Source organism: Stenotrophomonas sp. FR010 (genome assembly GCF_047520755.2).
GTDB classification, from domain to species: Bacteria; Pseudomonadota; Gammaproteobacteria; order Xanthomonadales; family Xanthomonadaceae; genus Stenotrophomonas; species Stenotrophomonas sepilia.
This window is the reverse complement of sequence record NZ_JAXBQT020000024.1, coordinates 16,318-39,437: the sequence shown is the minus strand read 5'-3', so window position 1 is coordinate 39,437 and position 23,120 is coordinate 16,318. Positions and strand designations below refer to the sequence as shown.

Below are 23,120 nucleotides of genomic sequence, written 5' to 3'. Positions count from 1 at the left end.
GCAACGTTCTGACGGCACCAACCCGTGTGCGCCCTTTTGCCCGGATTCAGGGCAGAGGCGGCAGACAGGCGGAGTGTACGCCCACCACTGTTCGGGTCGAGGTGACGACCCCGCCGGAATGGCAGGGTCGTTGGCTAAATCCGAGTGGATTTACTTCTTCTTCGGAGCTGCCTGTGCGTCGCAACGTTCCTTCAGCGCCTTGGTCTGGGCATCCTTGAGGTCCACCTTGTACTTCGAACGGTCGGCAAGCTGTTCGCAAGTCGTCGGCTTGGCCTTGGGAGCAGCCGGGGGAGCCGGATCGGCATGGAGGGCAGGATCATGAGCGGATGCCGTGGTGAAAAGGGACATGCTGAAAAGCAGGCCGGCAATTACTGCGCTATGAGTTTTCATGTTGTTTCTCCTCGGGTTGGGTCGGCGAAGTGCCGGGTGTTACGGCTGATAGATGTCGGCTTGGTAGCCCACAAGTTCGATGCTCACGGTCACCGGCGTGTCGCTTCGGTTCTGCCAGTACCACCCATGAGTTCCTTCAAATGGCGCGACGAAGGTGCCGTGCGCCTCCCGCTGCGCAGCTTCGACGGCGTAGCTGGTCCATGCACCCTTCACGTCGGGCCGCTCACCATGCATATCGACTGCTACATCACCGGTCGCCTTCCAGCTGAACAGAATTCCCGCGCCAGCAGCCATGTGGGATTTGACCTCTTTGCCTTTCCCCGGCTCCAGCGTGATCGTCATCGCGTCCTGGCGAAGCTCACCGTTGGTGAGCGATACCGCGGCTGGATCAAGCGATTGCCCCTTGTTCGCCCCGAACGCAGCCGCAGCCTTTTCCGCCAAGGTGGTCGCTGCGTCCGATGCTGTCGAGGACGTCGGCGTAGCCGGGTCTGCGGCGGTGCTTCCGCCGTCTGCCAGGGCAGTCAGGCCCAGCGCTCGGCCGATCCCGGTGGGATCAATGCCGTACTCCGCCGGCAGAACGGCCGTAACGAGAAGCGCGCCGGCAATGGCGGCAGCGACAAGGGTCGACTTCAGCAGGCGGCCAGTCGTGGGAAGTGGTTGATTGATAGTGATTGACATGATGGGTCTCGGTCAGAAATCAGGAAGCGAAGTAGCCGGTGAGCTGCATGCCGATGAGCACGAAGCCGGCCGTCATCAAGATGGTGTTCACGCCGTAGGCCTGGCGGTTGAAGGAAGGCAGCCGACGCCAGAAGCCCATCACGATCAAGATGCCGGCAAGCGCCAGAAGTTGGCCGAGCTCAACGCCCACGTTGAACGCAAGCATGTTGGGGACCAGCCCGTCCGGCGATAGCGAGAAGTCCTGAAGCTTCGTGGCCAGGCCGAAGCCGTGGAAGAAGCCGAAGACAAGGACTGCAATCTTGGTGTTGGGTTGCACGCCGAACCACCGCTTGAACGCGCCCATGTTGTCCAAGGCCTTGTAGACCACCGAGAGACCGATGATCGCGTCGACCAGATAGGCGTCGACATGAAAGCCGCCGAGCACGCCGAGCAGCAGCGTCGTGCTGTGGCCAATGGCGAACAAGGTGACGTAGATGCTCACGTCCCGCATGCGGTATAGGAAGAAGATCACCCCGAACAGAAATAGAAGGTGGTCGTATCCAGTCACCATGTGCTTGGCGCCAAGGTAGGTAAACGCGATCAGTTGCCTACCGGTGCTTTCTTCAAGGAAGGCCTGGTCTCCCTCGCTTACACCGTGCGCGAACGCCGCAAACGGCAGGAGGACTGCGGCAAGCATCGAAAGCCAAGCAAAGAGCTTGTTGGAAGAAGTCAAAGACAAGTTCCTTGTGCAGAAAGGGGACGGGTGGTTCATGAGGAGCGACTTTCCAGAACAGAATCTTCGCGGTGAACCAATCGATACAGCGCCGGCAGCACGAGAAGTGTCAGCAGCGTTGAAGAGATGATTCCGCCGATAACAACAGTGGCGAGCGGACGCTGAACTTCCGCGCCAGCACCGACGTTCAGGGCCATAGGAAGGAAGCCCAGACTCGCCACCAAGGCCGTCATCAGGACTGGCCGGAGGCGGGTAAGAGCACCTTCGGTGACAGCCTTGTGCAGGGGGACGCCTTCTTCCCGCAGGTTCTTGATGAAGCTGATCATTACCAGGCCATTGAGCACGGCAACGCCCGAAAGAGCGATGAAGCCCACACCTGCGGAGATGGACATGGGAATGTCGCGCAGCCACAGCGCCACCACGCCCCCGGTCAGTGCAAGCGGCACGCCACTGAATACGATCGCAGCGTCCTTCCCTGAGCCGAATGCCATGAACAACAATCCGAAGATCATCACCAGAACCACTGGCACGACGACGGACAGCCGCTTGCTTGCCGAGATCAACTGCTCAAACGTGCCGCCGTACTCGATCCAGTACCCTTCCGGCAGCTGGACCTCCTGTCCGACCTTGGTGCGCAACTCCTCGACAAAGGACCCTAAGTCGCGCCCGCGCACATTGCTTGTGATCACCACCCTGCGTTTACCATTCTCACGGCTGATCTGGTTCGGACCAGGCGCGATCTCGACCTTGGCCAACTGGCCCAGCGGCACGAAGCTGCGCTCTTGGCCTGTGCTCACCCCGGGCGCGACGGCCACAGGTAGTGACGCCAGTGTCCGGACGTCCTGGCGAAGGTTCTCCGACAGACGAACCACGATATCGAAGCGCCGATCGCCTTCGAACACCTGGCCGACCGATTCACCTCCCAGCGCCACCGAGATGGTCTTCTGCACGTCGTCAATGGCTACGCCGTATCGTGCAAGTGCATCCAGGTCCGGCGTGATCGTCATCAATGGCAGACCGGTGATCTGCTCAAGTTTCACGTCGGCCGCTCCCTGGATCTCACTGGCAACGTTCTCTACCTGGCTGCCGATGGTTGCCAGTTGCTCCAGGTCGTCGCCGTACAGCTTGACAGCAACCTCAGCCCGAACGCCCGCAATGAGCTCGTTCATCCGCATCTGCACCGGCTGGGTGAACTCATAGTTGTTGCCAGGAATGGCGCGAACCACTTTCTCGAGCTCGGCAACAAGCTGTGCCTTCGGCTTGCGCGGATCAGGCCATTGGTCCCGATCTTTGAGCATGATGAAGGTGTCGGCTACGGAGGGGGGCATGGGATCGGTGGCCACCTCGGCAGTGCCGATCTTTGCGACGACTTCATCTACCTCGGGGAACTGTTTGATCGCCGCTTCCAGCTGACGTTGCATGCCGATCGCCTGGGTCAAGCTGGTCCCTGGAATTCGAAGCGCATGCAAGGCGATATCGCCCTCATCCAGGTTCGGAATGAACTCGGTGCCGAGGCGACTTGCAAGCAGGCCCGCCAGGACGGTGAGCACCGCAGCAGAGGCCACCACTACCTTGCGTGCATTGACGGCACGCTCAAGCATCGGGCCATACACGTTGGTGACTCGGCGCATGGCTTTGGTTTCCTTCTCCGAAACCTTTCCCGTTACGAACTGAGCCACAGCGGCAGGTACGAATGTCAAGGACAGTGCCATGGCACCGGTAAGCGCGATGACCACGGTAAGCGCCATCGGGTGGAACATCTTCCCTTCCACGCCGGAGAGGGCAAAGATCGGGATGTAGACCGCCGCGATGATGAAAAGGCCGAACAGGCTTGGCCTGATCACCTCTGCACTGGCACTTGCCGCCAAGGAAAATCGTTCTTCCCGAGTCAACAAACGGCCCTGAAGGTGTTGCCGCTCGCCAAAGCGACGCAGGCAGTTCTCTACGATGATGACTGCCCCATCGACGATCAAGCCAAAATCCAGTGCGCCCAGGCTCATCAGATTCGCAGAGACGCGATTCTGGACCATGCCTGTGATCGTCAGCAGCATCGTCAATGGAATGACCGCCGCAGTGATCAGTGCCGCACGAAGATTGCCCAAAAGCAGGAAGAGCACCGCGATGACGAGCAAGGCGCCTTCGAGGAGGTTCTTCTTCACCGTCTCGATGGTCCGATCCACCAGTTCGGTTCTGTCATACACAGGATGCGCCCGAACGCCGTCAGGCAGCGTAGCGTCGATGTCCTTGAGCTTGGCCGCGGTTCGCTGAGCCACGTCCCGGCTGTTTTCGCCGATGAGCATGAACGCCGTACCAAGGACCACTTCGTTGCCATCCTTGGTTGCCGCGCCTGTACGAAGTTCGGTGCCTTCTACAACTTCTGCCAGATCGCCAACACGCAATGGCATGCCATCACGGTTAGCCACTACGATCTTGCGCAAACCCGCCATGTCGGCCACTTGGCCCGGCACGCGTACCAAGTACTGCTCACCGCTTTTCTCGATGTAGCCGGCACCCACGTTAGTGTTGCTGCGGGCCACGGCTTCGAGCACATCCTGCAGCGTCAGTCCGTATGCTTGGAGCTTCTTCGGGTCCGGCGTGATGTGAAACTGGCGAACATAGCCTCCGACGGTGTTGACCTCGGTTACGCCTTTCAAGTGGCGCATCTGCGGTCGGATCACCCAGTCCTGCAGCGTACGAAGCGCCATTGGTGTCCACGTCTCTTCAGCACCGGACTCCGCTTCCACGGTGTACATGAAGATCTCACCCAGGCCCGTCGCTACCGGTCCAAGGCTTGGCTTTAGTCCCACGGGCAATTGGGATCCCGCTTGCTGAAGTCTCTCTGCGACCTGCTGACGGGCGAAGTAGATATCTGTGCCATCTTCAAACACGACCGTGACCTGAGACAGGCCGTAGCGTGAGATGGAACGGGTGTGTTCCAGCTTTGCCAACCCGGCCAACGCTGTTTCGACCGGGAAGGTGACCCGTTGCTCGGCCTCCAGCGGTGAGTAGCCCGGAGCTTCGGTGTTGATCTGCACCTGGACATTGGTAATGTCAGGAACGGCGTCGATGGGAAGCTTGCTGTAGTTCCAGATCCCAAGGCCTGAGAGGGCCAGGACCAGAAGGAGCACAAGCCATCTGTGCGCGATAGACGCGCGAATGATTCGCTCTAGCATGGTGCGTCCTTAGTGGTCGTGGCTTGCGCCGGACTTTTCGATGTCGGCACGAATCAGGTAGCTCTGCTCGGAAACGTACCGGGTTCCCGGCTTAAGCCCTTTCAGTACCTCCACGCGATCGCCATCGCGCCTACCCAGTTCAAGCATCCGCACCTCATAGCTGTTGCCCACTTGGGCGAATACCACGGTGAAGTCCCGAAAACGCTGCAGGCCCGATTCCTTTACTGTTAATGGAACCTCCGTTTCCGCGATGACGACTTCGGCGGATACGGCCATTCCTGGTCGCCACCTGCCCTCGCTGTTGGTAAGGGCCACACGTGCCACCACGGTCTGGCCAGCGCTGGCCAACGGAAGGATGCCCTGCAGCTTTCCCGTTGCTTCCAAACCGCCTGTTGCCGAGCGAATGGTCACCATCTGGCCTGGCGACAGTCGCTCGGCATCGCTTCCCAGCGCACGCAGGTCCACCCAGACCTCCGAAAGGTCGGCAATTTCAAACAGCGTGTTGTCGGCAGCGACATCGCCTACCGACGTGCTGCGCGCGAGTACGACTCCACTGAAAGGTGCCGTGACGGAGTAGGTCCGCATGCTGTCATTGCCCTCGACTGTGGCCAACGTCTGACCAGCCGAGACGCGTTGTCCCATCTCGACCGCCACACTGCGGACCACGCCAGGGAAGCGTGCCTTGACCGCAGCAAATCGGCCGGTGTCGACCGCGACGTTGCCCATGAGGGAAACGGTGTCCCGGATGGTCCCCGGTTCGGCGGACTCGACCACGACACCTGCGTCGGCAGCGGCTTTCGGATCTATCGTGGTGCGCCCTTCATAGGAGGCGTAAGACCAGGCGTAGTTCTTTCCACCCACCACCGCATCGGCTTTGACATCAAAGGAATGCGGCTCGACCACCTCCCCGCTGCCGACCAGGTAGTCCTTCTCTGGAATAAAGCTGAAGTTGTTGACTTCGCCGTCCAGACGCTTGAGTTGTATCGTCGCTTTGACTTCTCCAGGTGCCAGCGGTTTGTCGTTGCGATAGGCATACAGCCGGAAATGAGGCGGGGTATTGGTTTCGTAAACAGTTACTTCAAGGGCGAAGTCGCCGTCGCGAAGCATGCGACCGCGATGCGGCCCTCGCTCATAGTCGCCTGCGGTCGCAGCAGTGTCCTCTGGCTTTGCTCGTTGCGACGATTCGTTGCCACCGCACGCAGCCAGGGCAATTGGAAGCAGGATCAGGAATACGTATCGGTTCATGGGCGAATGTCCAAGGCAGAAGCGGTGAGGCGGTCGGCCTCGACCAGGAGACGGAGATAGCGCGCGGCGGCTTCGACTTCCCGTTCGCGAAGATCGAAGAGCCTTTGCTGAGCCTGGCTGAGTACCAGGAAGGAGAAGCGTCCTTCCTCAAAGCCCCTGCGGCTCTGATCAAAGGCCTGCTGGGCCTTTGGCAACTGACGCTGGCGCACTGACTCCACTTCCGATTGCGCTTGCTTGAGCTGTTGGTAGATGCCAAACAGCTCCTGACGCATTTCCAGCATCTGCGCCTGGCGCCGGTATTTGAGAGAGGTGAGTTCGTAGTCCGCTTCAGCCACGGAGAAGTCCGATCGCCGACGGCTCCCCAACGGGACGGAGACGGACATCACCAGGCCGCTGTCCTTGGTGGCTTCCAGTCGGCGGATGCCGAGGCCAACGCTGACATCCGGCTTGGCGCTAGCGCGGGCGATCTCCCTCCTTGCATCTATAACTCCGGCTTGAGCGTCCAAGGCGCGCTGTTGTGGTGTCGTGGCGAGGCGCCGGCTCAGATCATCAAAATCATCCAGAGGGGGAAGGACCGCGGTATCCCCTGCAACCGAGCCGAAATCCGGACTTGGCGCCCCCCACGTGGCAGCCAGCGACATTCGCGCGCTTTCCAGAGCCTGCAATGCCTGCTCCCGCTTCAGCTCGGCATCGAGCAGGGCGATCTCGGCGGATCTCAGGTCCGAGTCGGGATTGCGGGCGGCCGCGACCCAACGGGCCACTTCACGGCGCATGGCGCTGGCCATTTTGATGCGCTCTTCGGCGTGCTCGACATGCTCCTGGGCGGCCAGCACGTCGACGAAACGCCCTGCGGCCAAAGTTGCGATAGCGATACGGGTGACGTCCGCTTCGCTTCGGGCAGCGTCCACCTCGGCGCCGCCGAGCGCTTGGCGCGCAGCCCGCTTCCCACCCAGTTCTAGAACCTTGGAGATGCGGAAGGTGGATTCGGCGGCGTCTAGGCCGCTCAGGCCGCCTGAGCCAGCCACGTTTTCAAGCTCGCCGCCCAGCACGAGCGGCGTAGGCAATGCCTCCCGGCCCGCCCGGCTTCTGACAGCTTCCAGTCGAGCGGTGTCTGCCTGGACGCTGGGATGGGTGCCGAGGGCGCGGGCGACCACATCCTCCAAGCGCAGCACTTCAGCGGCATGGCCAGGCACGGCCACACCGTAGGCGCCGGCTATGGCGAGCGCCCACAAACTACGTAATTTCACGGAAAATCTCCGACGATGGTCATGACGACGCGCTGCCGGCCAACATTGGGTGGACAGCGCGCTCAGGCCGCTACAGCGCGGCAGGTGTCGTCAGACGATCGGAGGTCTGAATGGCGAGCCGCGATGACCAGAGGGCTCATCGACGGAGTGCAGGCCGGGCAGTAAAGATGCCGGCGGAACAGTTGCTAGGTTCAGATTCGAAGACACCAGCATGCCGGCAAAGCTCACATCGGCCTGGTGAAGGACGCTGTGCACGCCCGATGCATGCTTCGGATCTACGTTGTCGCCAGTTCCAGGACCGTGTGAGTGCCCGTGCTCTGCCGTTGCAGCGATGTCGTGCTCGGCAGTATGGAGCTCCTGTTGGATCACGATCGGCCGAACAACGACGCTCAACAGCATCAGCACGAAAAGGCTGAACCGGATGAGTCGACGGTGGCGGGCCGAGAAGGCGGACATGAAAGGAAGAATAGAGGCAGTCAAGCTGAGTTGTCGAGAGCCCTGAGTTGGAGCCCCCCCTGATCCAGTTATGGCTTGGCGCTCGAGGGAGGGCGTCGCTTAAGCCCACTCCGATCAGATCGCATTGCCTCAGGTATCGCCGCGCCTGCTGCCGCTTCTGGCCGATAGCGGCCGCCCAGTAAGGATGGTGCCGGCCAGAGGCTGGAACTGGGCCTCACTGCTCTCTGGAACCGCGTCCTCCAGGCTCGTTCCAACGTCGAATGGGGCCTGGCCCCTCTCTCAGGCGTTGGGCGATTCTGCGCTGCTTATGGGATTCAGTAAGACCATATCCGTACCACTAGGCTCACCGTTGGACTTTCAGGTTAAAAGGGCGCAGCGTTCGCTTCTCGCCCAACAGGGCCATTGATTTCGGAGAGCGCAGGTGAGCAGAACAAGTAATTCTCATCCACTGCAGATTGCGACGCTGCCTATCGGCGTGAATGGCGGTGCGATCGGCGTTACCTTTGCACCGGGAAAATATCAGGACGTCGCAATGACGGGGTCTTGGGCCCGAGACTTGGATATCGATCTGGCGTCGATAGTCGCGTGGGGAGCACAGCATCTGATCACGTTGATTGAGCCGTGGGAGTTCGAAGAGCTACGAATTACCTCCTTGGCAGAGCGTGCCAAAGCGCATGGCTTGATGTGGCACGGCCTACCGATTAAGGATGGTGCGGCTCCTGATGCACGGCTGCTTCTGCCATGGCAATCCACAGGACCCCAGTTCGCAGCCGAGCTCTTGTCCGGAAGCAGGATCGTGGTGCACTGCAAAGGAGGCCTAGGGCGAGCGGGGACCGTGGCGTCGATGCTTCTCATTGACACGGGCTGCGCTCCAGACGGCATCGATGCGATCGCTAAGGTGCGCTCGGTGCGCCCTGGTGCAGTGGAGACTGCGGAGCAGGAAGAATTCATCCTGAATTGGCCTGCTCGCAGAGCCTCAAGTCTGGGGGTAGTCGCAATGCCCGGCTAACCTACCCTTTACCGCCTTGGGCTGGAATACAAGAGGACGGAACTCCGCAGGTAGTCTGTAGGGAAGCCGCCGTAGGGGACGCAGTGCTGAACACTTTTCCTCGAACACATATAGTGTTGGTGTTCCTACTGCTTCGCGCGCCCTTCCCATGCCTATCTGAACCTGTCACCTGGCCTGGACTTCGAGACCAAGCTGTTCGCCAAGACCAATGCGCCTCAGCTGCTGCGCAAGGAACTGTCGAAACCCGGTTACGTGCCGCAGCCGATCGCGCTGGGCATCAACACCGATGCGTACCAGCCGATCGAACGCAAGTTCAAGCTCACCCGCCAGCTGATTGAAGTGATGCTGGAGACCAGGCATCCGTTCTCGCTGATCACCAAGAACGCACTGGTCGAGCGCGACATCGATCTGCTCGCGCCGCTGGCGGCGGAGAACCTGGTCAGCGTGCATTTCTCGGTGACCTCGCTGGACCCGCATCTCTCCGCGAAGCTGGAGCCGCGTGCATCAGCGCCCCATGCGCGGCTGCGCGCGATGAAGCGCCTGCATGACGCGGGTATCCCGGTGGGAGTCATGGTGGCGCCGGTGATTCCGTGGATCAACGACAGCGAACTTGAAGCGGTGCTGGAGGCTGCGCACGATGCCGGCGCCAGTACCGCGGGCTACGTGCTGCTGCGCCTGCCGCTGGAAGTGGCGCCGCTGTTCCGCGACTGGCTCGATACCCATCATCCCGATCGCGCCGCGCACGTGATGAGTACCATCCAGCAGCTGCGTGGTGGCAAGGACTACGACAGCCAGTTCGGCACCCGCATGCGCGGCCAGGGTGTGTATGCCGATCTGCTGAACAACCGCTTCAAGCTGGCGCGCAAGCGGTTGGGATTCAATGCTCAGAACAGCCATTGGCCGAAGCTGGATTGCAGCCGGTTCCAGAAGCCGCTGCCGCCGAAGAAGGATTCGCCGCAAGGGTCGTTGTTCTGAGGCCATCAGTCGAGCATGGCTCGACTGTACATCAAGGCCGACGAGCAGTTCGGCGTCACCCCCCAAACAACTTCTGCGCACTCTGGAACAGGATCCAGCTGGTGGCGATGAACTTGTCGCCACCCTGTGGCCGATTGCCGCGATGGGTGTGGGTGAACGCCGTCGGCGCAATCAGCAAACTGCCGGTGTGCGGCGCGATCTTCCGCCCCTGGAACAGGAACTCGGTTTCGCCCTCGTCGAAGTCGTCATTGAGGTACAGCGTCCACAGTACATGCCGGTGCAGGGTCTCGGCCTGCGCATCCTTCGGGTACAGCTCGCAGTGCCAGTACGGGTAGCCACCCTCGCCCGCGGCGTACCACTGCAGGTTGATCGCACCCGGACGCAGGCAGGTGCGGGCCAGGTCGGCCAGCTGCTGTTGCGGCATGTCGGGGAAGTCCTCGGCAGACAGGCGTCGCGGTTGGCCATTGCTGTCCTGGATCTGCAACATCAGCGGGGCAATCAACGCCTGTGGATAACGGCGTAGATAAGTCAGCAGGCCGTTGAACACCGCAATCTGCAGCTGCTGATCAACATCCTGCCAGCCGTCCAGGCCACTGATGCGCAGATCCTTGCTGTGCTTGAGTTCCGGGAACACGCCACTGCCCACCGCACCGGGCAGCAGGCCACGCGTGGCACGCATGCGCTCGACGATGGCCGCGCAGACCTCACTGGGGACGGCGTTGTGGATGACCTCGATGAAATCGACCGGGCCCTGCTCGTGCATGCGTGCATTCCTTCGGCGGCAACGGCTTGATGGTGCCGTTTGCCGCCCGCGGTGTCACCCTGGGGTCATGTCATCGAACTGCCATGACCGCCGTCAGGCGTTGAGCCGTCAGCCCTTCGCTTCGTCGTGCGCGTGGTGGTAACGCACCGCTTCGGCCACTTCCTCGCGCGAACCCAGGAACACCGGCACGCGCTGGTGTAGCTGATCAGGCTGGATGTCGAGGATGCGCTCGCGGCCGGTCCAGGCGGCGCCGCCGGCCTGTTCGACCAGCAGGCCCATCGGGTTGGCTTCGTACATCAGGCGCAGCTTGCCGGCCTTGGACGGATCCTTCTTGTCCCACGGGTAGATGAAGATGCCGCCGCGGGTCAGGATGCGATGCACGTCGGCCACCATGCTGGCGATCCAGCGCATGTTGAAGTTCTTGCCGCGCGCGCCTTCCTTGCCGGCCAGCAGATCACTGACGTAGGCCTGCATCGGCGCTTCCCAGTGACGCTGGTTGGACATGTTGATGGCGAATTCCTGGGTGGCCGCCGGAATCTGCATGTTCTCGGTGGTCAGCACGAACTCGCCCTTCTCGCGGTCCAGAGTGAAGGCGTGCGTGCCGTGGCCGACGGTCAGCACCAGCTGGGTGCTGGGCCCGTAGATGCAGTAGCCAGCGGCGATCTGCTTGCTGCCCGGCTGCAGGAAGGCGTCATCGCCCGGCAGCTCGACGTTGGTCGGGCAGCGCAGCACCGAGAAGATGGTGCCGACGGAGACGTTGACGTCGATGTTGGAGCTGCCATCGAGGGGGTCGAACAGCAGCAGGAAATCACCGCGCGGATAGATGTCCGGCACCGGCTGGCTGTGGTCCATTTCCTCCGAGGCGCAGGCGGCAAGGTGGCCACCCCAGGCATTGGCTTCGAGCAGGATCTCGTTGCTGATGACGTCCAGCTTCTTCTGCGCTTCGCCCTGCACGTTGCCGGTGCCGGCGTCGCCGAGCACGCCACCGAGGGCGCCCTTGCTGACGGCGATGGAGATGCTGGTGCAGGCGCGGGCGACGACCGCGATCAGCTGGCGCAGGTCGGCATTGATGCGGCCGGCGTGCTGTTCCTGGATCAGGAAGCGGGTCAACGAAGTACGGGACATGGGCGGGCAGGTCTCGGCAGCGGGAAAACGCCTATTGTCGCCCGTCTGGCGGGGGCGTGCGTGAGCGCGGGAAGGCGTAATCGTTTCCAGATGCGTTGCGCTCGTGGCGCCTTCCTTCATGGAGGCACAGGGCACGGTGTACCTCGCCCTGCGCTTCAGGGTTCGCCGCGAGCGCGGAGGGTGTGGCAAAGGCAGAGGCAAAGCAGAAGCAAAAACAAAGGCGCCTTTCGGCGCCTTTGTTCTCAAACCCGTGCAGCCTTGCTTCAGCCCTTGGCGACGGTGGCCACGGCCTTGGCGACGTATTCCAGGTTGTTCCGGTTCAGCGCGGCCACGCAGATGCGGCCGGTGCCGACGGCGTAGATGCCGAACTCGTCGCGCAGGCGTTCGACCTGCTCACGGCTCAGGCCCGAGTAGGAGAACATGCCGGCCTGTTCGTTGATGAAGCCGAACTGCGGCGCACCGGCAGCGGCCAGCTTTTCGACCAGGCCCTGGCGCAGGGCGTGGATGCGCTCGCGCATCTCGGTCAGCTCCTGCTCCCACATCGCGCGCAGTTCCGGGTTGGTCAGCACGCCGGCCACCAGCGCGGCACCGTGGGTGGACGGACTGGAGTAGATGGTGCGGATCACACGCTTGACCTGCGACTGCACGGCCTTGGCGTCAGCAGCGGTCGGCGCCACCATCGACAGCGCACCCACGCGCTCGCCATACAGCGAGAACGACTTGGAGTACGAGTTGGCGACGATGAAGCTGTCGATGCCGGCTTCGGCGATGATGCGCACGGCGGCGCCATCCTGCTCGATGCCCTTGTCGAAGCCCTGGTAGGCCATGTCGATGAAGGGGAACAGCTGCTTGTCCTTCAGCAGTTGCGCGACCTGCTTCCACTGGGTGACCGTGAGGTCGGCACCGGTGGGGTTGTGGCAGCAGGCGTGCAGCAGCACTACGGTGCCGGCTTCCAGCTTGCCGAGGTCGGCCAGCATGCCGTTGAAGTCGACGCCATGGCTGGCCGGGTCGAAATAGGTGTAATCCAGCACCTCGAAACCGGCCGCGCTGAACACCGCACGGTGGTTCTCCCAGCTCGGGTTGCTCAGCGCCACGGTGGCGTGCGGCAGCAGCTTCTTCAGCACGTCGGCGCCGACGCGCAGCGCACCGCTGCCACCGACGGTCTGTGCGGTGGTGACGCGGCCGGCGGCCAGCAGCGGCGAGTCCTTGCCGAACACCAGCTCTCGCGTGGCCTGCGTGTATGCCGGCAGGCCATCGATCGGCAGGTAGCCGCGCGGTTTGGCGTCAGCGGCAAGCTGCTGCTCGATCTGCTTGACGGCGCGCAGCAGCGGGATGCGGCCGCTCTCGTCGTAGTAGATGCCCACACCCAGGTTGACCTTGGTCGGGCGGCTGTCGGCGTTGTACGCCTCGGTCAGGCCCAGGATCGGGTCGCCTGGGACCAGTTCCACGTTTGCAAAGAAGGACACGGCGGTACTCGTTCGGTAGACGGAAAGGGGGAGGAAGTGCGCTACGCGGTCTGCGGCCTTGCAGCCGGAAACAACCCATCGTAACAAAGCCTGCCGGGGCTGGCCGCCGCCATCGTCATCTGTGGCCCCGTACCATGGCGTGCGTTGCCGCCTGATCCATCAACCTGAATCATGAATCCTGCTGCACGACGCCATTGCCTGCTGCTCGCTGCCCTGCTGTTGTCGCCTTGGGCGGCGCTGGCCGAGCCCGCGCCGACCGCCCTGCCCAGCGTGCAGGTGCAGGCCGCACGCGTGCCCGGCATCGACCCGTTCGCGCTGCCGGCCAGCCAGGACACGGTCTGGATCGACGCCGCGCGTCCCGGCGCCGGCGCACAGCTGTCCGAGGCGCTGGCCGGGGTCCCGGGCCTGGTCGCCCGTGACCGCCAGAACTTCGCGCAGGACACCCAACTGTCGATCCGTGGCTTTGGTGCGCGCTCGACCTTCGGTGTGCGTGGGGTGCGGGTGTTGATCGACGGGGTGCCGGCGACCATGCCCGACGGACAGGGCCAGCTGTCGCATGCCAGCCTGCTCGGTGCCGAACGGATCGACGTGCTGCGCGGGCCGTTCTCGGCGCTGTACGGCAATTCCTCCGGCGGCGTGCTGCAGGTCTGGAGCGCACAGGGCCAGGCCGGCGACCCGTGGCGGCTGCGCGTCAACGCGGGTGCCGACAACACGCTCAGCGTCGGCGCGCAACTGAAGGGTGCCGGCCGTGTTCTGGATTACAACATCGCCGCCAATCACTTCCGCACCGATGGCTGGCGCGACCACAGCCGTGCCCGCCGCGAATCGCTTGCTGCGCGTATCGGTGGCGATCTCGGCGGGGGGCGGCTGGAGCTGCTGCTCAATGCCTTCGATGCCCCCGATGCGCAGGACCCGCTGGGCCTGAGCCGTGCCCAGGTGGCGGCCGATCCGCGCCAGGCCACCGCCGTGGCGCACCAGTACAACACCCGTAAATCGGTGCGCCAGCAGCAGGCTGGCCTGCGCTGGACCCGTGAAACCGGGGCGCAGCGTTGGCAGCTGGTGGGCTATGCCGGCCAGCGCGCGGTACGCCAGTACCTGCCGATCCCGCCGGCAGCTCAGACCAACAGCCCGTTGCATGCCGGCGGGGTGATCGACCTGGAGGGCGGCTATGGCGGGCTGGACGCGCGCTGGGGCTGGCGCGGCGACCTCGCCGGCCGACCGCTGGATCTGGTGGCCGGGCTCAGCGCCGACCGCCAGCGCCAGCATCGCACCGGCTACGAGAACTTCATCGGCAGCACTCTCGGCGTGCGTGGGCGGCTGCGCAGAGACCAGATCGACACCGTGCAGAACGTCGATCAGTTCGCCCAGGCGTGGTGGCAGTGGAGTCCACGCTGGTCATTGCTGGCTGGCGTGCGTCACAGCGCCGTGCGCTTCGAATCCGACGATCGCTACATCACCGCCCGCAACCCGGACGACAGCGGCCACCGCCGCTACCAGGCCACCACGCCGGTGGCCGGAATCAGCTTCGCGGCCAGCCCGCAGTGGCGACTGCACGCGGCGGTGGGCCGTGGCTTCGAGACGCCCACCTTCAACGAACTGGGGTATCGCGCCGACGGGCAGGCGGGACTGGCGCTGGATCTGGCGGCGGCGCGCAGCCGCAGCCTGGAGGTGGGCAGCAAATGGCATGCACAGGACGGAACCCAGCTCGATATCAGCCTGTTCCGCGCAGATACCAACGATGAGTTGGCAGTTGCCAGCAACATCGGCGGACGCAGCACCTATCGCAACATCGGCCGCACCCGCCGCCAGGGCGTGGAACTGCGCTACCGGCAGCCGTTGGCAGAACAGCTGGAACTGCAGGTGGCCTGGACCTGGCTGCAGGCGCAGGTGCGTGCGCCGTACCTGACCTCGAACACCTGGGTTTCCGCCGGCAGCCGCTTGCCCGGCGTACCGCGCCAGCAGGCGTTTGCCCGGCTGCAGTGGATCCCGGCCGACTGGCAGTGGGCGCTGGAGGCCGCCGCCAGCACCGACACCTTGGTCAACGACGTGGCCACCGAACGTGCGCCGGGCTACGCGTTGCTGAACCTGGAAGCCGGTCGTCTCTGGACGCTGCCAGGTGGCGAGCTGCGCGCCTTCGCCCGGCTGGAGAACGTGCTGGACCAGGCCTACATCGGCTCGGTGATCGTCAACGACGGCAACGGGCGCTTCTACGAACCGGGACCCGGGCGCCGGGCCAGCGTGGGCCTGCAATGGTCCTGGCGTTGACTGGGTAGTGCCGGCCGCTGGCCAGCATCGCGCCGCGCAGGGCGTCAGGGGGTTGCCGGCCAGCGGCCGGCACTACCCGTCAGTCGGGCGCCTTGGCCGGTACGAACGGCGAGGTCGGGTCGCTGGCCGGGAAGGTCTCCTCCAGCGCCTCGTCCTGGTTGTCGCTGGCGCGCTGCTTGCGTTCGCGACGCTTGAGCGGGCTTTCCTGGCCGCCGCGATGGCGGTCGCCGCCATCCTTGCGGTCCTGGGCGGCCTGTTCAGCCTCGTGCTTCACCGGCAGATGGTCGCCACCGTGCTCGGCGTCGTAGAAGGGTGCACCGGTGCCGCGGTAGTCGGCATTGTCGGCATCGCGCTTGCCGCGCTGTTCACCGGGAATGGGCGGGTGGTTTTCCCGCAACGGGTCTCGGGAATTCTCTCGGCTCATGGTCTGGCTACCTGCGCTCGGGGCTCCCACTACACCGCGCCACAGGTAAAGCCGCCGCGAACCCGGCGTCATGAACATCTCGCTCACCCCCCGGTAACAGCACCGCGCGTATTCCTGCCCACCCGTCCCCGCTGCAGGAGCCGGCCATGCCCCGTCTTGAACGACCCGCACCGTCCGTGTTCAACGCCCTGCTCGATCCGCTCGGCCAGCGCACCGCACAACGCCGCACGCGCCGCCATGAAGATCCGCAGGCGGTGGCGCAGGACTACCTGCAGTACATGCTCAGCGACTACGAAGAGCGTCGCGGGCAGAACCACCGCAACTGGCGCGATCTATGCCCGGTCTATGCCTTCGCGCTGACCACCCACGCTGCCGACTGGCCGCGCGGTGACGCCGCGGATACGTGCGAGGAACTGGCCGAACACTGGGAACAGATGCGCGGGCAGTCGCGGTTGAGCTGGTCGCAGGCACGGCCGGTGGTGGAAGACGCCTGGCGCGCGCTGGATCATATTCCGGCGGTGGCGGTGAGGCCGTTGCTGCAGTAGTGCCGGCCGCTGGCCGGCAACGTCAGGAAACTTCAGGCCGCGAGCTCTGCCGGCCAGCGGCCGGCGCTACCGTTCTCCGTAGAACCCACGTGCACGGTATCGACACGGGTGGTTTACACCGCCCATCCGAAGCTGGATGCCCTGCCCCGCCAAAGGTACGCTCATGGCCCGCCCGATCTGGACCGGCACGCTGTCGTTTGGCCTGCTCAACGTGCCGGTGTCGCTGATGTCAGGCGAACGCAAGGTCGATCTGCAGTTCCGCATGCTCGACTCCCGCGACCGCAAGCCGATCCGCTTCGAGCGGGTCAACGCCGATACCGGCGAGGAAGTGCCATGGAAGGACATTGTCAAAGCCTACGAGTACGACAAGGGCAGCTATGTCGTGCTGGAGGAAGGCGATATCCGGTCTGCGGCACCGGAAAGCCACGAAGCGGTGGAGGTGGAATCGTTCGTGGATGCCGCGCAGATCGACCCGCGCTACTACGAGAAACCCTACCTGCTGGTGCCCGGCAAGAAGGCCGAAAAGGGCTACGTGCTGCTGCGCGAGACATTGCGCAGTACCGGCAAGGTGGGCATCGCCCGGGTGGTGGTGCGTACCCGCGAATACCTGTGCGCGGTGATGCCGCATGCGGACGCGCTGGTGCTGATGATCCTGCGCTATCCGCAGGAACTGGTGGATCCCGAAGATTACAAGCTGCCCACCGGAAAGCTCGCCGATTACCGCATCAGCAGCAAGGAAACGGCGATGGCCGAGCAGTTGATCGAGTCGATGTCCGGTGATTGGGATCCGTCGCAGTACCACGACGAATTCCGCGAGCGCCTGCAGCAGGTGCTGAACAAGCGCATCAAGTCCAAGGGCGGTACCACCCGGGTGGAGGATGAACCTGCACCGCGTGAGGACGCCAGCACCAACGTGGTCGATTTCATGGCACTGCTGCAGAAGAGCCTGGATGCGAACAAGCGGACGCCGGCGAAGAAGATGGCAACGCGGAAAGCAGCCACCAAGCCGACGGTAAAGAAGGCCGCAAAGAAGGCAACGAAGAAGGCCGCGAAGAAAACCGCTGCACGTCGCAAGGCAGGTTGAGCCATGTCGTTGCACCAGTACCGGCGAAAGCGCCGACTTGGCGGTGGCTTCGGGCAGACACCGGAACCTGACGACACGCCCGCACACGGCAATCCGAAGCGGCGGCCGATCTTTGTCATACAGCTGCACCATGCCACTTCGCGGCACTATGACTTCCGCCTTGAGATGGACGGTGTGCTGAAAAGCTGGGCGGTGCCGAAGGGTCCTTCGCTTCGCGTTGGTGACAAGCGGCTGGCCGTGGAAGTGGAAGACCATCCGCTGTCCTACGCCGGTTTCGAAGGCGATATTCCCGAAGGCCACTACGGCGCTGGCCACGTCGAGGTCTTCGATCACGGCACATGGGCCTGCGAAGGCGATCCACTGCAGGCACTGGCAGCGGGAAAGATCGACTTCGTGCTGCATGGGCAACGCCTGGCTGGCGGCTGGAAGCTGGTGCGCACAGCGATGAAGGGACGCCAGGTACAGTGGTTGTTGATCAAACGCGACGACGGGGAAGCGCGTGATGCCGAAGCAGATGATCTACTCCAATCCCCCATGCCGAAACGCACATCCGCAGTGAGCAAGCGCACGGTGGGCAAGTCGACGCGCGCCGCACCGGCTGCACGATCGGCGACCCGCAAGGCCGATGCGCGTTGGCATGCGCGAGCGCTGAACCTGGACGGCGCGCGTGACACGCCCTACCCGCGCGCCTTCAAGCCACAGTTGACCGATCATCGCGACAGTGCACCGGACGGCGCGCGCTGGTTGCATGAGATCAAGTGGGATGGCTATCGCCTGCTGGCCGATCTGCACGAAGGCAAGGTGACGCTGCGCTCCCGCAACGGCCTGGATTGGACCGGTGATTTCCCCGAGGTGGTACAGGCCGTGCAGGCACTGCCGGTGCGGGATGCGCGCCTGGACGGCGAGCTGGTGGTGCTGGACAAGCAGGGGCGCAGCGACTTCGCCGCGCTGCAGCGTGTGATCGACGGGAGTTCGAAGCAACCGTTGCGCTACATCGTGTTCGATCTGCCGGGTGTGGCCGGCGTGGACATCAGTCGTTCACCGCTGCTGGAGCGCAAGGCGCTGCTGAAGGATCTCATCGGACCCACGCCCGGAACCCTGGCCTTCAGCGAGCACGTGATCGACCATGGCCCGCAGGTATTCGATGCCAGCGGCAAGGCGGGATTCGAAGGTATCGTCAGCAAGCAGGTGGATGCGCCCTACGTGAACACCCGTGCACGCAGCTGGGTGAAGGTGAAGCATGAAGACACCGACGAGTTCGCGATTGTCGGCTACACGGCACCGAAGGGCTCCCGGGTAGGGTTCGGCTCGCTGCTTCTCGCCACGCCGGACAACGGCGGATTGCGCTATGTGGGGCGGGTCGGCACCGGCTTCGACGACGAGAGCCTGCGCGCGCTGCACAAGGCGCTGCAGCCGTTGGCGGTGAAGACGCCTGTGCTGCAGCTGCCGGCGCATGTGCCGTTCCGCGCCGCCAGCGTTCGCTGGGTGAAGCCGGTGACGGTGGCGGAAGTGGCCTTCCGTGGCTGGGGCAAGGAAGGCCTGCTGCGCCAGTCCAGTTTCAAGCGGCTGCGCATCGACAAGCAGAAGGAGGACCTGGGAGTGGCCGTATCGAGTGCTGAAGCCGGGGGCGAGGTCCAGATAACCCATCCGGAGCGGGTGGTGTTCCCAAGGCAGAAGCTCAGCAAGGGCGACGTGGCGGACTACTACCAGCGCATGGCGCGCTGGATCCTGCCCGAAATTGCCGGGCGGCCCTTGTCACTGCTGCGCTGCCCGGATGGCGTGGGCAAGGACTGCTTCTTCCAGAAGCACCATGGCCCCGGCCTGGGGGATGCCGTGCACGCGGTGCCCCTGCAGCAGAAGAGCGGCCGCGAGGACTACGTCTACATCGACGATGTGCGGGGCCTGCTGCAACTGGTGCAGATGAACACACTGGAGCTGCATCCGTGGGGCGCAACCGTGGCCGATCCCGAGCACCCGGATCGCTTGGTGTTCGATCTCGATCCCGGTGAAGGGGTGGGCTGGGCGGAGGTGAAAGCCGCTGCGCGTGATGTCCGTGACCGCCTGCAGGAAGTCGGCCTGAAGAGTTTCGTGCGGCTGTCCGGTGGCAAGGGCGTGCACGTGGTGGTGCCGCTGCGGCCCAAGGCCGACTGGGAACAGGCCAAGGCGTTCTGTGAGGCGTTCGCCCGGGCGATGGCGGAGCGGGCGCCGGACCGCTACGTGGCCACAATGAGCAAGGCCAAGCGTGGCGGCGTCATTTTCATCGACTGGCTGCGCAATACGCGGGGTGCCACCAGTGTGTGTTCGTGGTCGTTGCGTGCGCGCGATTCCGCCGGTGTGGCAGTACCGCTGCGCTGGGATGAACTGGCTCGTATCAGTGCCGCCGACGCATTTTCCATGGGCAAGGCGCTGGCGAGGGCGCAACGCCTGAAGAGTGACCCATGGCAGGGCATCGCGCAGTTGAAGCAGACGCTGCCGTCGCTGAAGCGGTAGTGCCGGCAACGGCAGGATGGCCGAGGTTGCCGGCCAGCGGCCGGCACTACCTGCATGCGCTCAGCGCGGATCGCGCGAGGCGCGACGGCCGAACCACCAGCCGGCCAGCAGTTGCAACGGCAGCGACGCCAGCAGTGAAATGACGAACCAGAACGGGAAATCCGCACCCGCCGTCCACATGGCGTAGCCACAGCCCAGCGCGACCAGCGACCAGATCGAGAAGCCGTGCGATCGCGGCCAGCAGGGCGCGTAATAGGTGGCAAAGGAAACCCCGGCGATGCCACCGAGCACGCTGAAGGTGAGATCCCAGCCCAGCTGCACGCTGTTGTTGTCCGGCGACAGGCCCAGCAACGGTGGCAGCCAGCTGGCGACGCTGCTGACCAGCGCAAGCGACAGCACACCGCCGATCAAGGCAACGAGGGACAGGAACAGGGTCTTGAGCACGCCAGGCATGCGCGCATTGTACGGCGGCCACAGAGTGCCCGCGTTGCCGGCCAGCGGCCGGCACTACCGATGAATCGGCATGGCCGCCGCGTCCGTGGGAGAGGGGGACGGAGCGACGGCGGCCATGCACAGGCGGTCAGGCAGCGAAGTCGAGCACCACGCGGCCTTCGATGGTGCCCGCATGCATGCGCGCGAACACGTCGTTGATGTTTTCCAGGCGGTCGGTGCTGACCGTGGCCGCGACCTTGCCCTCGGCGGCGAACTGCAGCGATTCCAGCAGGTCCAGGCGGGTACCGACGATCGAGCCGCGCACGGTGATGCCATTGAGCACCATGCCGAAGATGTCCAGCGGGAAGTTGCCGGGCGGCAGGCCATTGAGCGAGACAGTGCCGCCACGGCGCACCATGCCCAGCGCCTGCTCGAACGCCTTCGGCGACACCGCGGTGACCAGTGCACCGTGGGCGCCGCCGATTTCCTTCCTGAGGAACGCGGCCGGGTCGGTGGTGCGCGCGTTGACGGTGACCTGCGCGCCCAGCTGGCGGGCCAGTGCCAGCTTGGTGTCGTCCACGTCCACCGCGGCCACGTTCAGGCCCATCGCGCGGGCGTACTGCACGGCCATGTGGCCCAGGCCACCGATGCCGGAAATCGCCACCCAGTCACCGGGCTTGGTGTCGGTGACCTTCAGGCCCTTGTAGACGGTCACGCCGGCGCACAGCACCGGCGCGATCTCGACGAAGCCCACCTCCTTCGGAAGCAGGCCGACATAGTTGGCATCGGCCAGTGCGTACTCGGCGAAGCCGCCGTTGACCGAGTAGCCGGTATTGCGCTGCGTCTCGCACAGCGTTTCCCAGCCACCCAGGCAGTGTTCGCAATGACCACACGCCGAGTACAACCAGGGGATGCCGACCCTGTCGCCTTCCTTGACGTGCCCTACCCCGCCTCCCACGGCCACGACGTGCCCCACGCCCTCGTGGCCGGGGATGAACGGCGGGTTCGGTTTCACCGGCCAGTCGCCCTCGGCGGCGTGCAGGTCGGTGTGGCAGACGCCACAAGCCTCGATCTTGACCAGCACCTCGCCCGCCCCCGGGCGCGGTACCGAGACTTCCTCGATCACCAGTGGCTTGCCGAACTCACGCACGACAGCGGCCTTCATGGTGGAATTCATGTTCGGATCTCCGTAGTGCGCTTGCCCACAGAATGACGCCGGCGCGAGGCCGGCGCTTTGATCACGATCAAACCTTTGAAGATCCGCGAAGCAGGTTCAGCTGGCCAGCACCGAGGCCTCGCGGGCCAGGCGCTCGATGGCGTCCCAGTCGCGGGTCTGCAGCAGCGCCGGGGTGGTCAGCCACGAACCGCCCACGCACAGCACGTTGGGCAGGTGCAGGAACTGCGGCGCGGTCTGCGCGCTGATGCCGCCGGTCGGGCAGAAGCGCACATCGGCGAACGGGCCGTGCCAGGCGGCCAGCAGCGCGGCGCCGCCGGCCTGCACGGCCGGGAAGAACTTGAAGGTGTCCGCGCCGTGCTCCAGGCCCTGGATCAGGTCCGAAGCGGTGGCAGCACCGGGCAGGTACGGCAGATCGGCATCACGCGCGGCCGCATACAGTGCCGGCGTGGCACCGGGGGAAACGGCAAAACGCGCACCGGCCTGCTTCGCCGCCTGCATCTGCGCGGCGTTGAGTACGGTGCCGGCACCGATCACCGCGTCCGGCACGGCCTCGACCATGGCCTTGATCGCATCCAGCGCCTGCGGCGTGCGCAGGGTCACCTCGATCACCGGCAGCCCACCACGGAACAGTGCCTGGGCTACTTCGACCGCTTCATTCACATCTTCGGGGGTGTACACCGGGATCACCGGTGCCAGCTTCAACAGCGCGCGCAGGCGCGGATCAGCGCTGGACATCGTCTTGCTCCTTGCCCGCCAGGGCATCGCGGATGCTGCCGGTGCCGGCAGCGCAGCGGCGCATGATGCCATGCGGACCGCGATGGTGCCCTGCTCCGCACCGCGCCGGATTCAGGCCGGGTCGGCCTGCAGCGCCTGGATGCGGCGCTGGTACCAGTCGCCACCGAGCGGATCGAACACCGCCGAGCGCTCCATCTGCGCCTCGTACACGTGTACCGAGATCGCCAGTGCCTCATCGCTGGCATTGCGCAGGGTGTGGTACTCATGCGGGGGGATCAGGCTGCCGGCACTGCCGCAGCCCCCGCGCAGCGCGGCGTGGCGGCGGAAGCGCCAGTGCTCGCCGGCGCACTCCAGCAGCTCGTAACGGGTGATCTCCAGCTCGCCCAACCACACGCCCTCCACACACCACATGGCATCGTGGTCGTGCAGCGGCGTGCCCTGCCCTGGGCCCCAGCTCATGGCAATCACGCTGTAGCCGTGTTCGCGGCTGTGGTACAGCGGACGTCGCGCGTAATGATCGCTGACCGGCCGATGCACGCATTCGGGCAACTCGATGCGGCTGTCGGTTATGGCTTCCTGCAGCGCCAGCTGCAGGTCGGTCGTGATGCGCTCGGGATCACCGGAGCTCATCGCCGCGTCGACTGCGGCGATCAACCGGTCGCGGCCGCGGAATGACGGAAACGGAGAAGTCTGCAGGTCCATGCCTCGAATGTAGCGGAGCATGGTTAA

Annotated in this window: 20 protein-coding genes and 1 pseudogene; 6 read left to right on the top strand and 15 right to left on the bottom strand. The window is 64.4% G+C overall.

What is annotated here, in order from left to right; genetic code table 11:
* Positions 1 to 150: 150 nt before the first annotated feature.
* The 7 genes from ACM0PK_RS18185 to ACM0PK_RS18155 form a co-directional block, all read right to left on the bottom strand.
* Positions 151 to 390 carry a hypothetical protein gene (locus tag ACM0PK_RS18185; RefSeq protein ID WP_005414985.1) on the bottom strand — a complete coding sequence of 80 codons (240 nt, stop codon included), beginning with the start codon at positions 388 to 390 and terminating at the stop codon, positions 151 to 153.
* 39 nt (positions 391 to 429) lie between these two features.
* Entirely contained in the window at positions 430 to 1,068 is a 639-nt protein-coding gene (locus ACM0PK_RS18180) for a hypothetical protein (protein WP_012478643.1), read from the bottom strand.
* Between the two features lie 19 nt (positions 1,069 to 1,087).
* Positions 1,088 to 1,819 (bottom strand): HupE/UreJ family protein, encoded by a 732-nt coding sequence (locus tag ACM0PK_RS18175; protein ID WP_012478644.1) that lies wholly within the window; start codon positions 1,817 to 1,819, stop codon positions 1,088 to 1,090.
* Positions 1,816 to 4,953 (bottom strand): efflux RND transporter permease subunit, encoded by a 3,138-nt coding sequence (locus ACM0PK_RS18170; protein WP_414606778.1) that lies wholly within the window; start codon positions 4,951 to 4,953, stop codon positions 1,816 to 1,818. The genes ACM0PK_RS18175 and ACM0PK_RS18170 overlap by 4 nt, the downstream gene beginning before the upstream one ends.
* A 9-nt stretch (positions 4,954 to 4,962) precedes the next feature.
* Entirely contained in the window at positions 4,963 to 6,198 is a 1,236-nt protein-coding gene (locus tag ACM0PK_RS18165) for an efflux RND transporter periplasmic adaptor subunit (RefSeq protein ID WP_005411786.1), read from the bottom strand.
* Entirely contained in the window at positions 6,195 to 7,445 is a 1,251-nt protein-coding gene (locus ACM0PK_RS18160; protein ID WP_012478646.1) for a TolC family protein, read from the bottom strand. Before ACM0PK_RS18160 ends, ACM0PK_RS18165 begins: the two co-directional genes overlap by 4 nt.
* A gap of 90 nt (positions 7,446 to 7,535) precedes the next feature.
* Positions 7,536 to 7,901: a hypothetical protein gene (locus tag ACM0PK_RS18155; RefSeq protein ID WP_414606777.1), complete on the bottom strand. Its 366-nt coding sequence runs from the start codon at positions 7,899 to 7,901 to the stop codon at positions 7,536 to 7,538.
* A gap of 421 nt (positions 7,902 to 8,322) precedes the next feature.
* Here ACM0PK_RS18155 and ACM0PK_RS18150 point away from each other — a divergent pair, with 421 nt between their 5' ends.
* Both ACM0PK_RS18150 and ACM0PK_RS18145 read left to right on the top strand, forming a co-directional pair.
* Entirely contained in the window at positions 8,323 to 8,910 is a 588-nt protein-coding gene (locus tag ACM0PK_RS18150; protein ID WP_012478648.1) for a cyclin-dependent kinase inhibitor 3 family protein, read from the top strand.
* Positions 8,911 to 9,030: 120 nt separating this feature from the next.
* Positions 9,031 to 9,885 (top strand): annotated as a pseudogene (locus ACM0PK_RS18145) (PA0069 family radical SAM protein); the annotation flags it as partial.
* Between the two features lie 55 nt (positions 9,886 to 9,940).
* Here ACM0PK_RS18145 and ACM0PK_RS18140 read toward each other — a convergent pair.
* From ACM0PK_RS18140 to ACM0PK_RS18130, 3 genes are all read right to left on the bottom strand, one after another.
* Positions 9,941 to 10,648: a 2OG-Fe(II) oxygenase gene (locus tag ACM0PK_RS18140; protein WP_414606776.1), complete on the bottom strand. Its 708-nt coding sequence runs from the start codon at positions 10,646 to 10,648 to the stop codon at positions 9,941 to 9,943.
* A gap of 108 nt (positions 10,649 to 10,756) precedes the next feature.
* The gene (locus ACM0PK_RS18135) at positions 10,757 to 11,773 is read right to left on the bottom strand and encodes a class 1 fructose-bisphosphatase (RefSeq protein WP_061480468.1); all 1,017 of its coding nucleotides are present in this window, start codon (positions 11,771 to 11,773) and stop codon (positions 10,757 to 10,759) included.
* Between the two features lie 263 nt (positions 11,774 to 12,036).
* A complete protein-coding gene (locus ACM0PK_RS18130; RefSeq protein ID WP_134972764.1) occupies positions 12,037 to 13,239 on the bottom strand; it encodes an amino acid aminotransferase in 1,203 nt (400 codons plus the stop codon).
* 171 nt (positions 13,240 to 13,410) lie between these two features.
* On the opposite strand from ACM0PK_RS18130, the gene ACM0PK_RS18125 reads away from it, so the two are divergent.
* On the top strand, positions 13,411 to 15,504 hold the full coding sequence (locus ACM0PK_RS18125) for a TonB-dependent receptor family protein (RefSeq protein WP_180885160.1): 2,094 nt from the start codon (positions 13,411 to 13,413) through the stop codon (positions 15,502 to 15,504).
* 79 nt (positions 15,505 to 15,583) lie between these two features.
* Here ACM0PK_RS18125 and ACM0PK_RS18120 read toward each other — a convergent pair whose 3' ends face one another.
* Entirely contained in the window at positions 15,584 to 15,928 is a 345-nt protein-coding gene (locus ACM0PK_RS18120) for a hypothetical protein (protein WP_053496719.1), read from the bottom strand.
* A 146-nt stretch (positions 15,929 to 16,074) separates the two neighbouring features.
* Here ACM0PK_RS18120 and ACM0PK_RS18115 point away from each other — a divergent pair, with 146 nt between their 5' ends.
* The 3 genes from ACM0PK_RS18115 to ligD all read left to right on the top strand — a co-directional run bounded on the left by ACM0PK_RS18115 (position 16,075) and on the right by ligD (position 20,047).
* On the top strand, positions 16,075 to 16,473 hold the full coding sequence (locus tag ACM0PK_RS18115; protein WP_049413394.1) for a hypothetical protein: 399 nt from the start codon (positions 16,075 to 16,077) through the stop codon (positions 16,471 to 16,473).
* A 163-nt stretch (positions 16,474 to 16,636) separates the two neighbouring features.
* A complete protein-coding gene (gene ku, locus ACM0PK_RS18110; RefSeq protein WP_134972040.1) occupies positions 16,637 to 17,557 on the top strand; it encodes a non-homologous end joining protein Ku in 921 nt (306 codons plus the stop codon).
* A 3-nt stretch (positions 17,558 to 17,560) separates the two neighbouring features.
* A complete protein-coding gene (gene ligD / locus ACM0PK_RS18105; protein WP_134972042.1) occupies positions 17,561 to 20,047 on the top strand; it encodes a DNA ligase D in 2,487 nt (828 codons plus the stop codon).
* Between the two features lie 60 nt (positions 20,048 to 20,107).
* Here the strand turns inward: ligD and ACM0PK_RS18100 are convergent, their stop codons facing one another.
* From ACM0PK_RS18100 to ACM0PK_RS18085, 4 genes are all read right to left on the bottom strand, one after another.
* Entirely contained in the window at positions 20,108 to 20,500 is a 393-nt protein-coding gene (locus tag ACM0PK_RS18100) for a hypothetical protein (protein ID WP_069138230.1), read from the bottom strand.
* Positions 20,501 to 20,627: 127 nt separating this feature from the next.
* A complete protein-coding gene (gene adhP / locus ACM0PK_RS18095) occupies positions 20,628 to 21,656 on the bottom strand; it encodes an alcohol dehydrogenase AdhP (RefSeq protein WP_414606775.1) in 1,029 nt (342 codons plus the stop codon).
* A gap of 96 nt (positions 21,657 to 21,752) precedes the next feature.
* Positions 21,753 to 22,391, bottom strand: a complete 639-nt coding sequence (eda, locus tag ACM0PK_RS18090) for a bifunctional 4-hydroxy-2-oxoglutarate aldolase/2-dehydro-3-deoxy-phosphogluconate aldolase (RefSeq protein ID WP_065186797.1) — start codon at positions 22,389 to 22,391, stop codon at positions 21,753 to 21,755.
* A gap of 111 nt (positions 22,392 to 22,502) precedes the next feature.
* Positions 22,503 to 23,093, bottom strand: a complete 591-nt coding sequence (locus ACM0PK_RS18085) for a cysteine dioxygenase family protein (protein ID WP_414606774.1) — start codon at positions 23,091 to 23,093, stop codon at positions 22,503 to 22,505.
* Positions 23,094 to 23,120: the final 27 nt, after the last annotated feature.

Bases quoted from the DNA above. Each gene is read 5' to 3' on its own strand.
- ACM0PK_RS18185 (WP_005414985.1), bottom strand. From the start codon at position 390: ATGAAAACTCATAGCGCAGTAATTGCCGGCCTGCTTTTCAGCATGTCC.
- ACM0PK_RS18180 (WP_012478643.1), bottom strand. From the start codon at position 1,068: ATGTCAATCACTATCAATCAACCACTTCCCACGACTGGCCGCCTGCTG.
- ACM0PK_RS18175 (WP_012478644.1), bottom strand. From the start codon at position 1,819: ATGAACCACCCGTCCCCTTTCTGCACAAGGAACTTGTCTTTGACTTCT.
- ACM0PK_RS18170 (WP_414606778.1), bottom strand. From the start codon at position 4,953: ATGCTAGAGCGAATCATTCGCGCGTCTATCGCGCACAGATGGCTTGTG.
- ACM0PK_RS18165 (WP_005411786.1), bottom strand. From the start codon at position 6,198: ATGAACCGATACGTATTCCTGATCCTGCTTCCAATTGCCCTGGCTGCG.
- ACM0PK_RS18155 (WP_414606777.1), bottom strand. From the start codon at position 7,901: ATGTCCGCCTTCTCGGCCCGCCACCGTCGACTCATCCGGTTCAGCCTT.
- ACM0PK_RS18140 (WP_414606776.1), bottom strand. From the start codon at position 10,648: ATGCACGAGCAGGGCCCGGTCGATTTCATCGAGGTCATCCACAACGCC.
- ACM0PK_RS18135 (WP_061480468.1), bottom strand. From the start codon at position 11,773: ATGTCCCGTACTTCGTTGACCCGCTTCCTGATCCAGGAACAGCACGCC.
- ACM0PK_RS18125 (WP_180885160.1), top strand. From the start codon at position 13,411: ATGAATCCTGCTGCACGACGCCATTGCCTGCTGCTCGCTGCCCTGCTG.
- ACM0PK_RS18120 (WP_053496719.1), bottom strand. From the start codon at position 15,928: ATGAGCCGAGAGAATTCCCGAGACCCGTTGCGGGAAAACCACCCGCCC.
- ACM0PK_RS18115 (WP_049413394.1), top strand. From the start codon at position 16,075: ATGCCCCGTCTTGAACGACCCGCACCGTCCGTGTTCAACGCCCTGCTC.
- ku (WP_134972040.1), top strand. From the start codon at position 16,637: ATGGCCCGCCCGATCTGGACCGGCACGCTGTCGTTTGGCCTGCTCAAC.
- ligD (WP_134972042.1), top strand. From the start codon at position 17,561: ATGTCGTTGCACCAGTACCGGCGAAAGCGCCGACTTGGCGGTGGCTTC.
- ACM0PK_RS18100 (WP_069138230.1), bottom strand. From the start codon at position 20,500: ATGCCTGGCGTGCTCAAGACCCTGTTCCTGTCCCTCGTTGCCTTGATC.
- adhP (WP_414606775.1), bottom strand. From the start codon at position 21,656: ATGAATTCCACCATGAAGGCCGCTGTCGTGCGTGAGTTCGGCAAGCCA.
- eda (WP_065186797.1), bottom strand. From the start codon at position 22,391: ATGTCCAGCGCTGATCCGCGCCTGCGCGCGCTGTTGAAGCTGGCACCG.
- ACM0PK_RS18085 (WP_414606774.1), bottom strand. From the start codon at position 23,093: ATGGACCTGCAGACTTCTCCGTTTCCGTCATTCCGCGGCCGCGACCGG.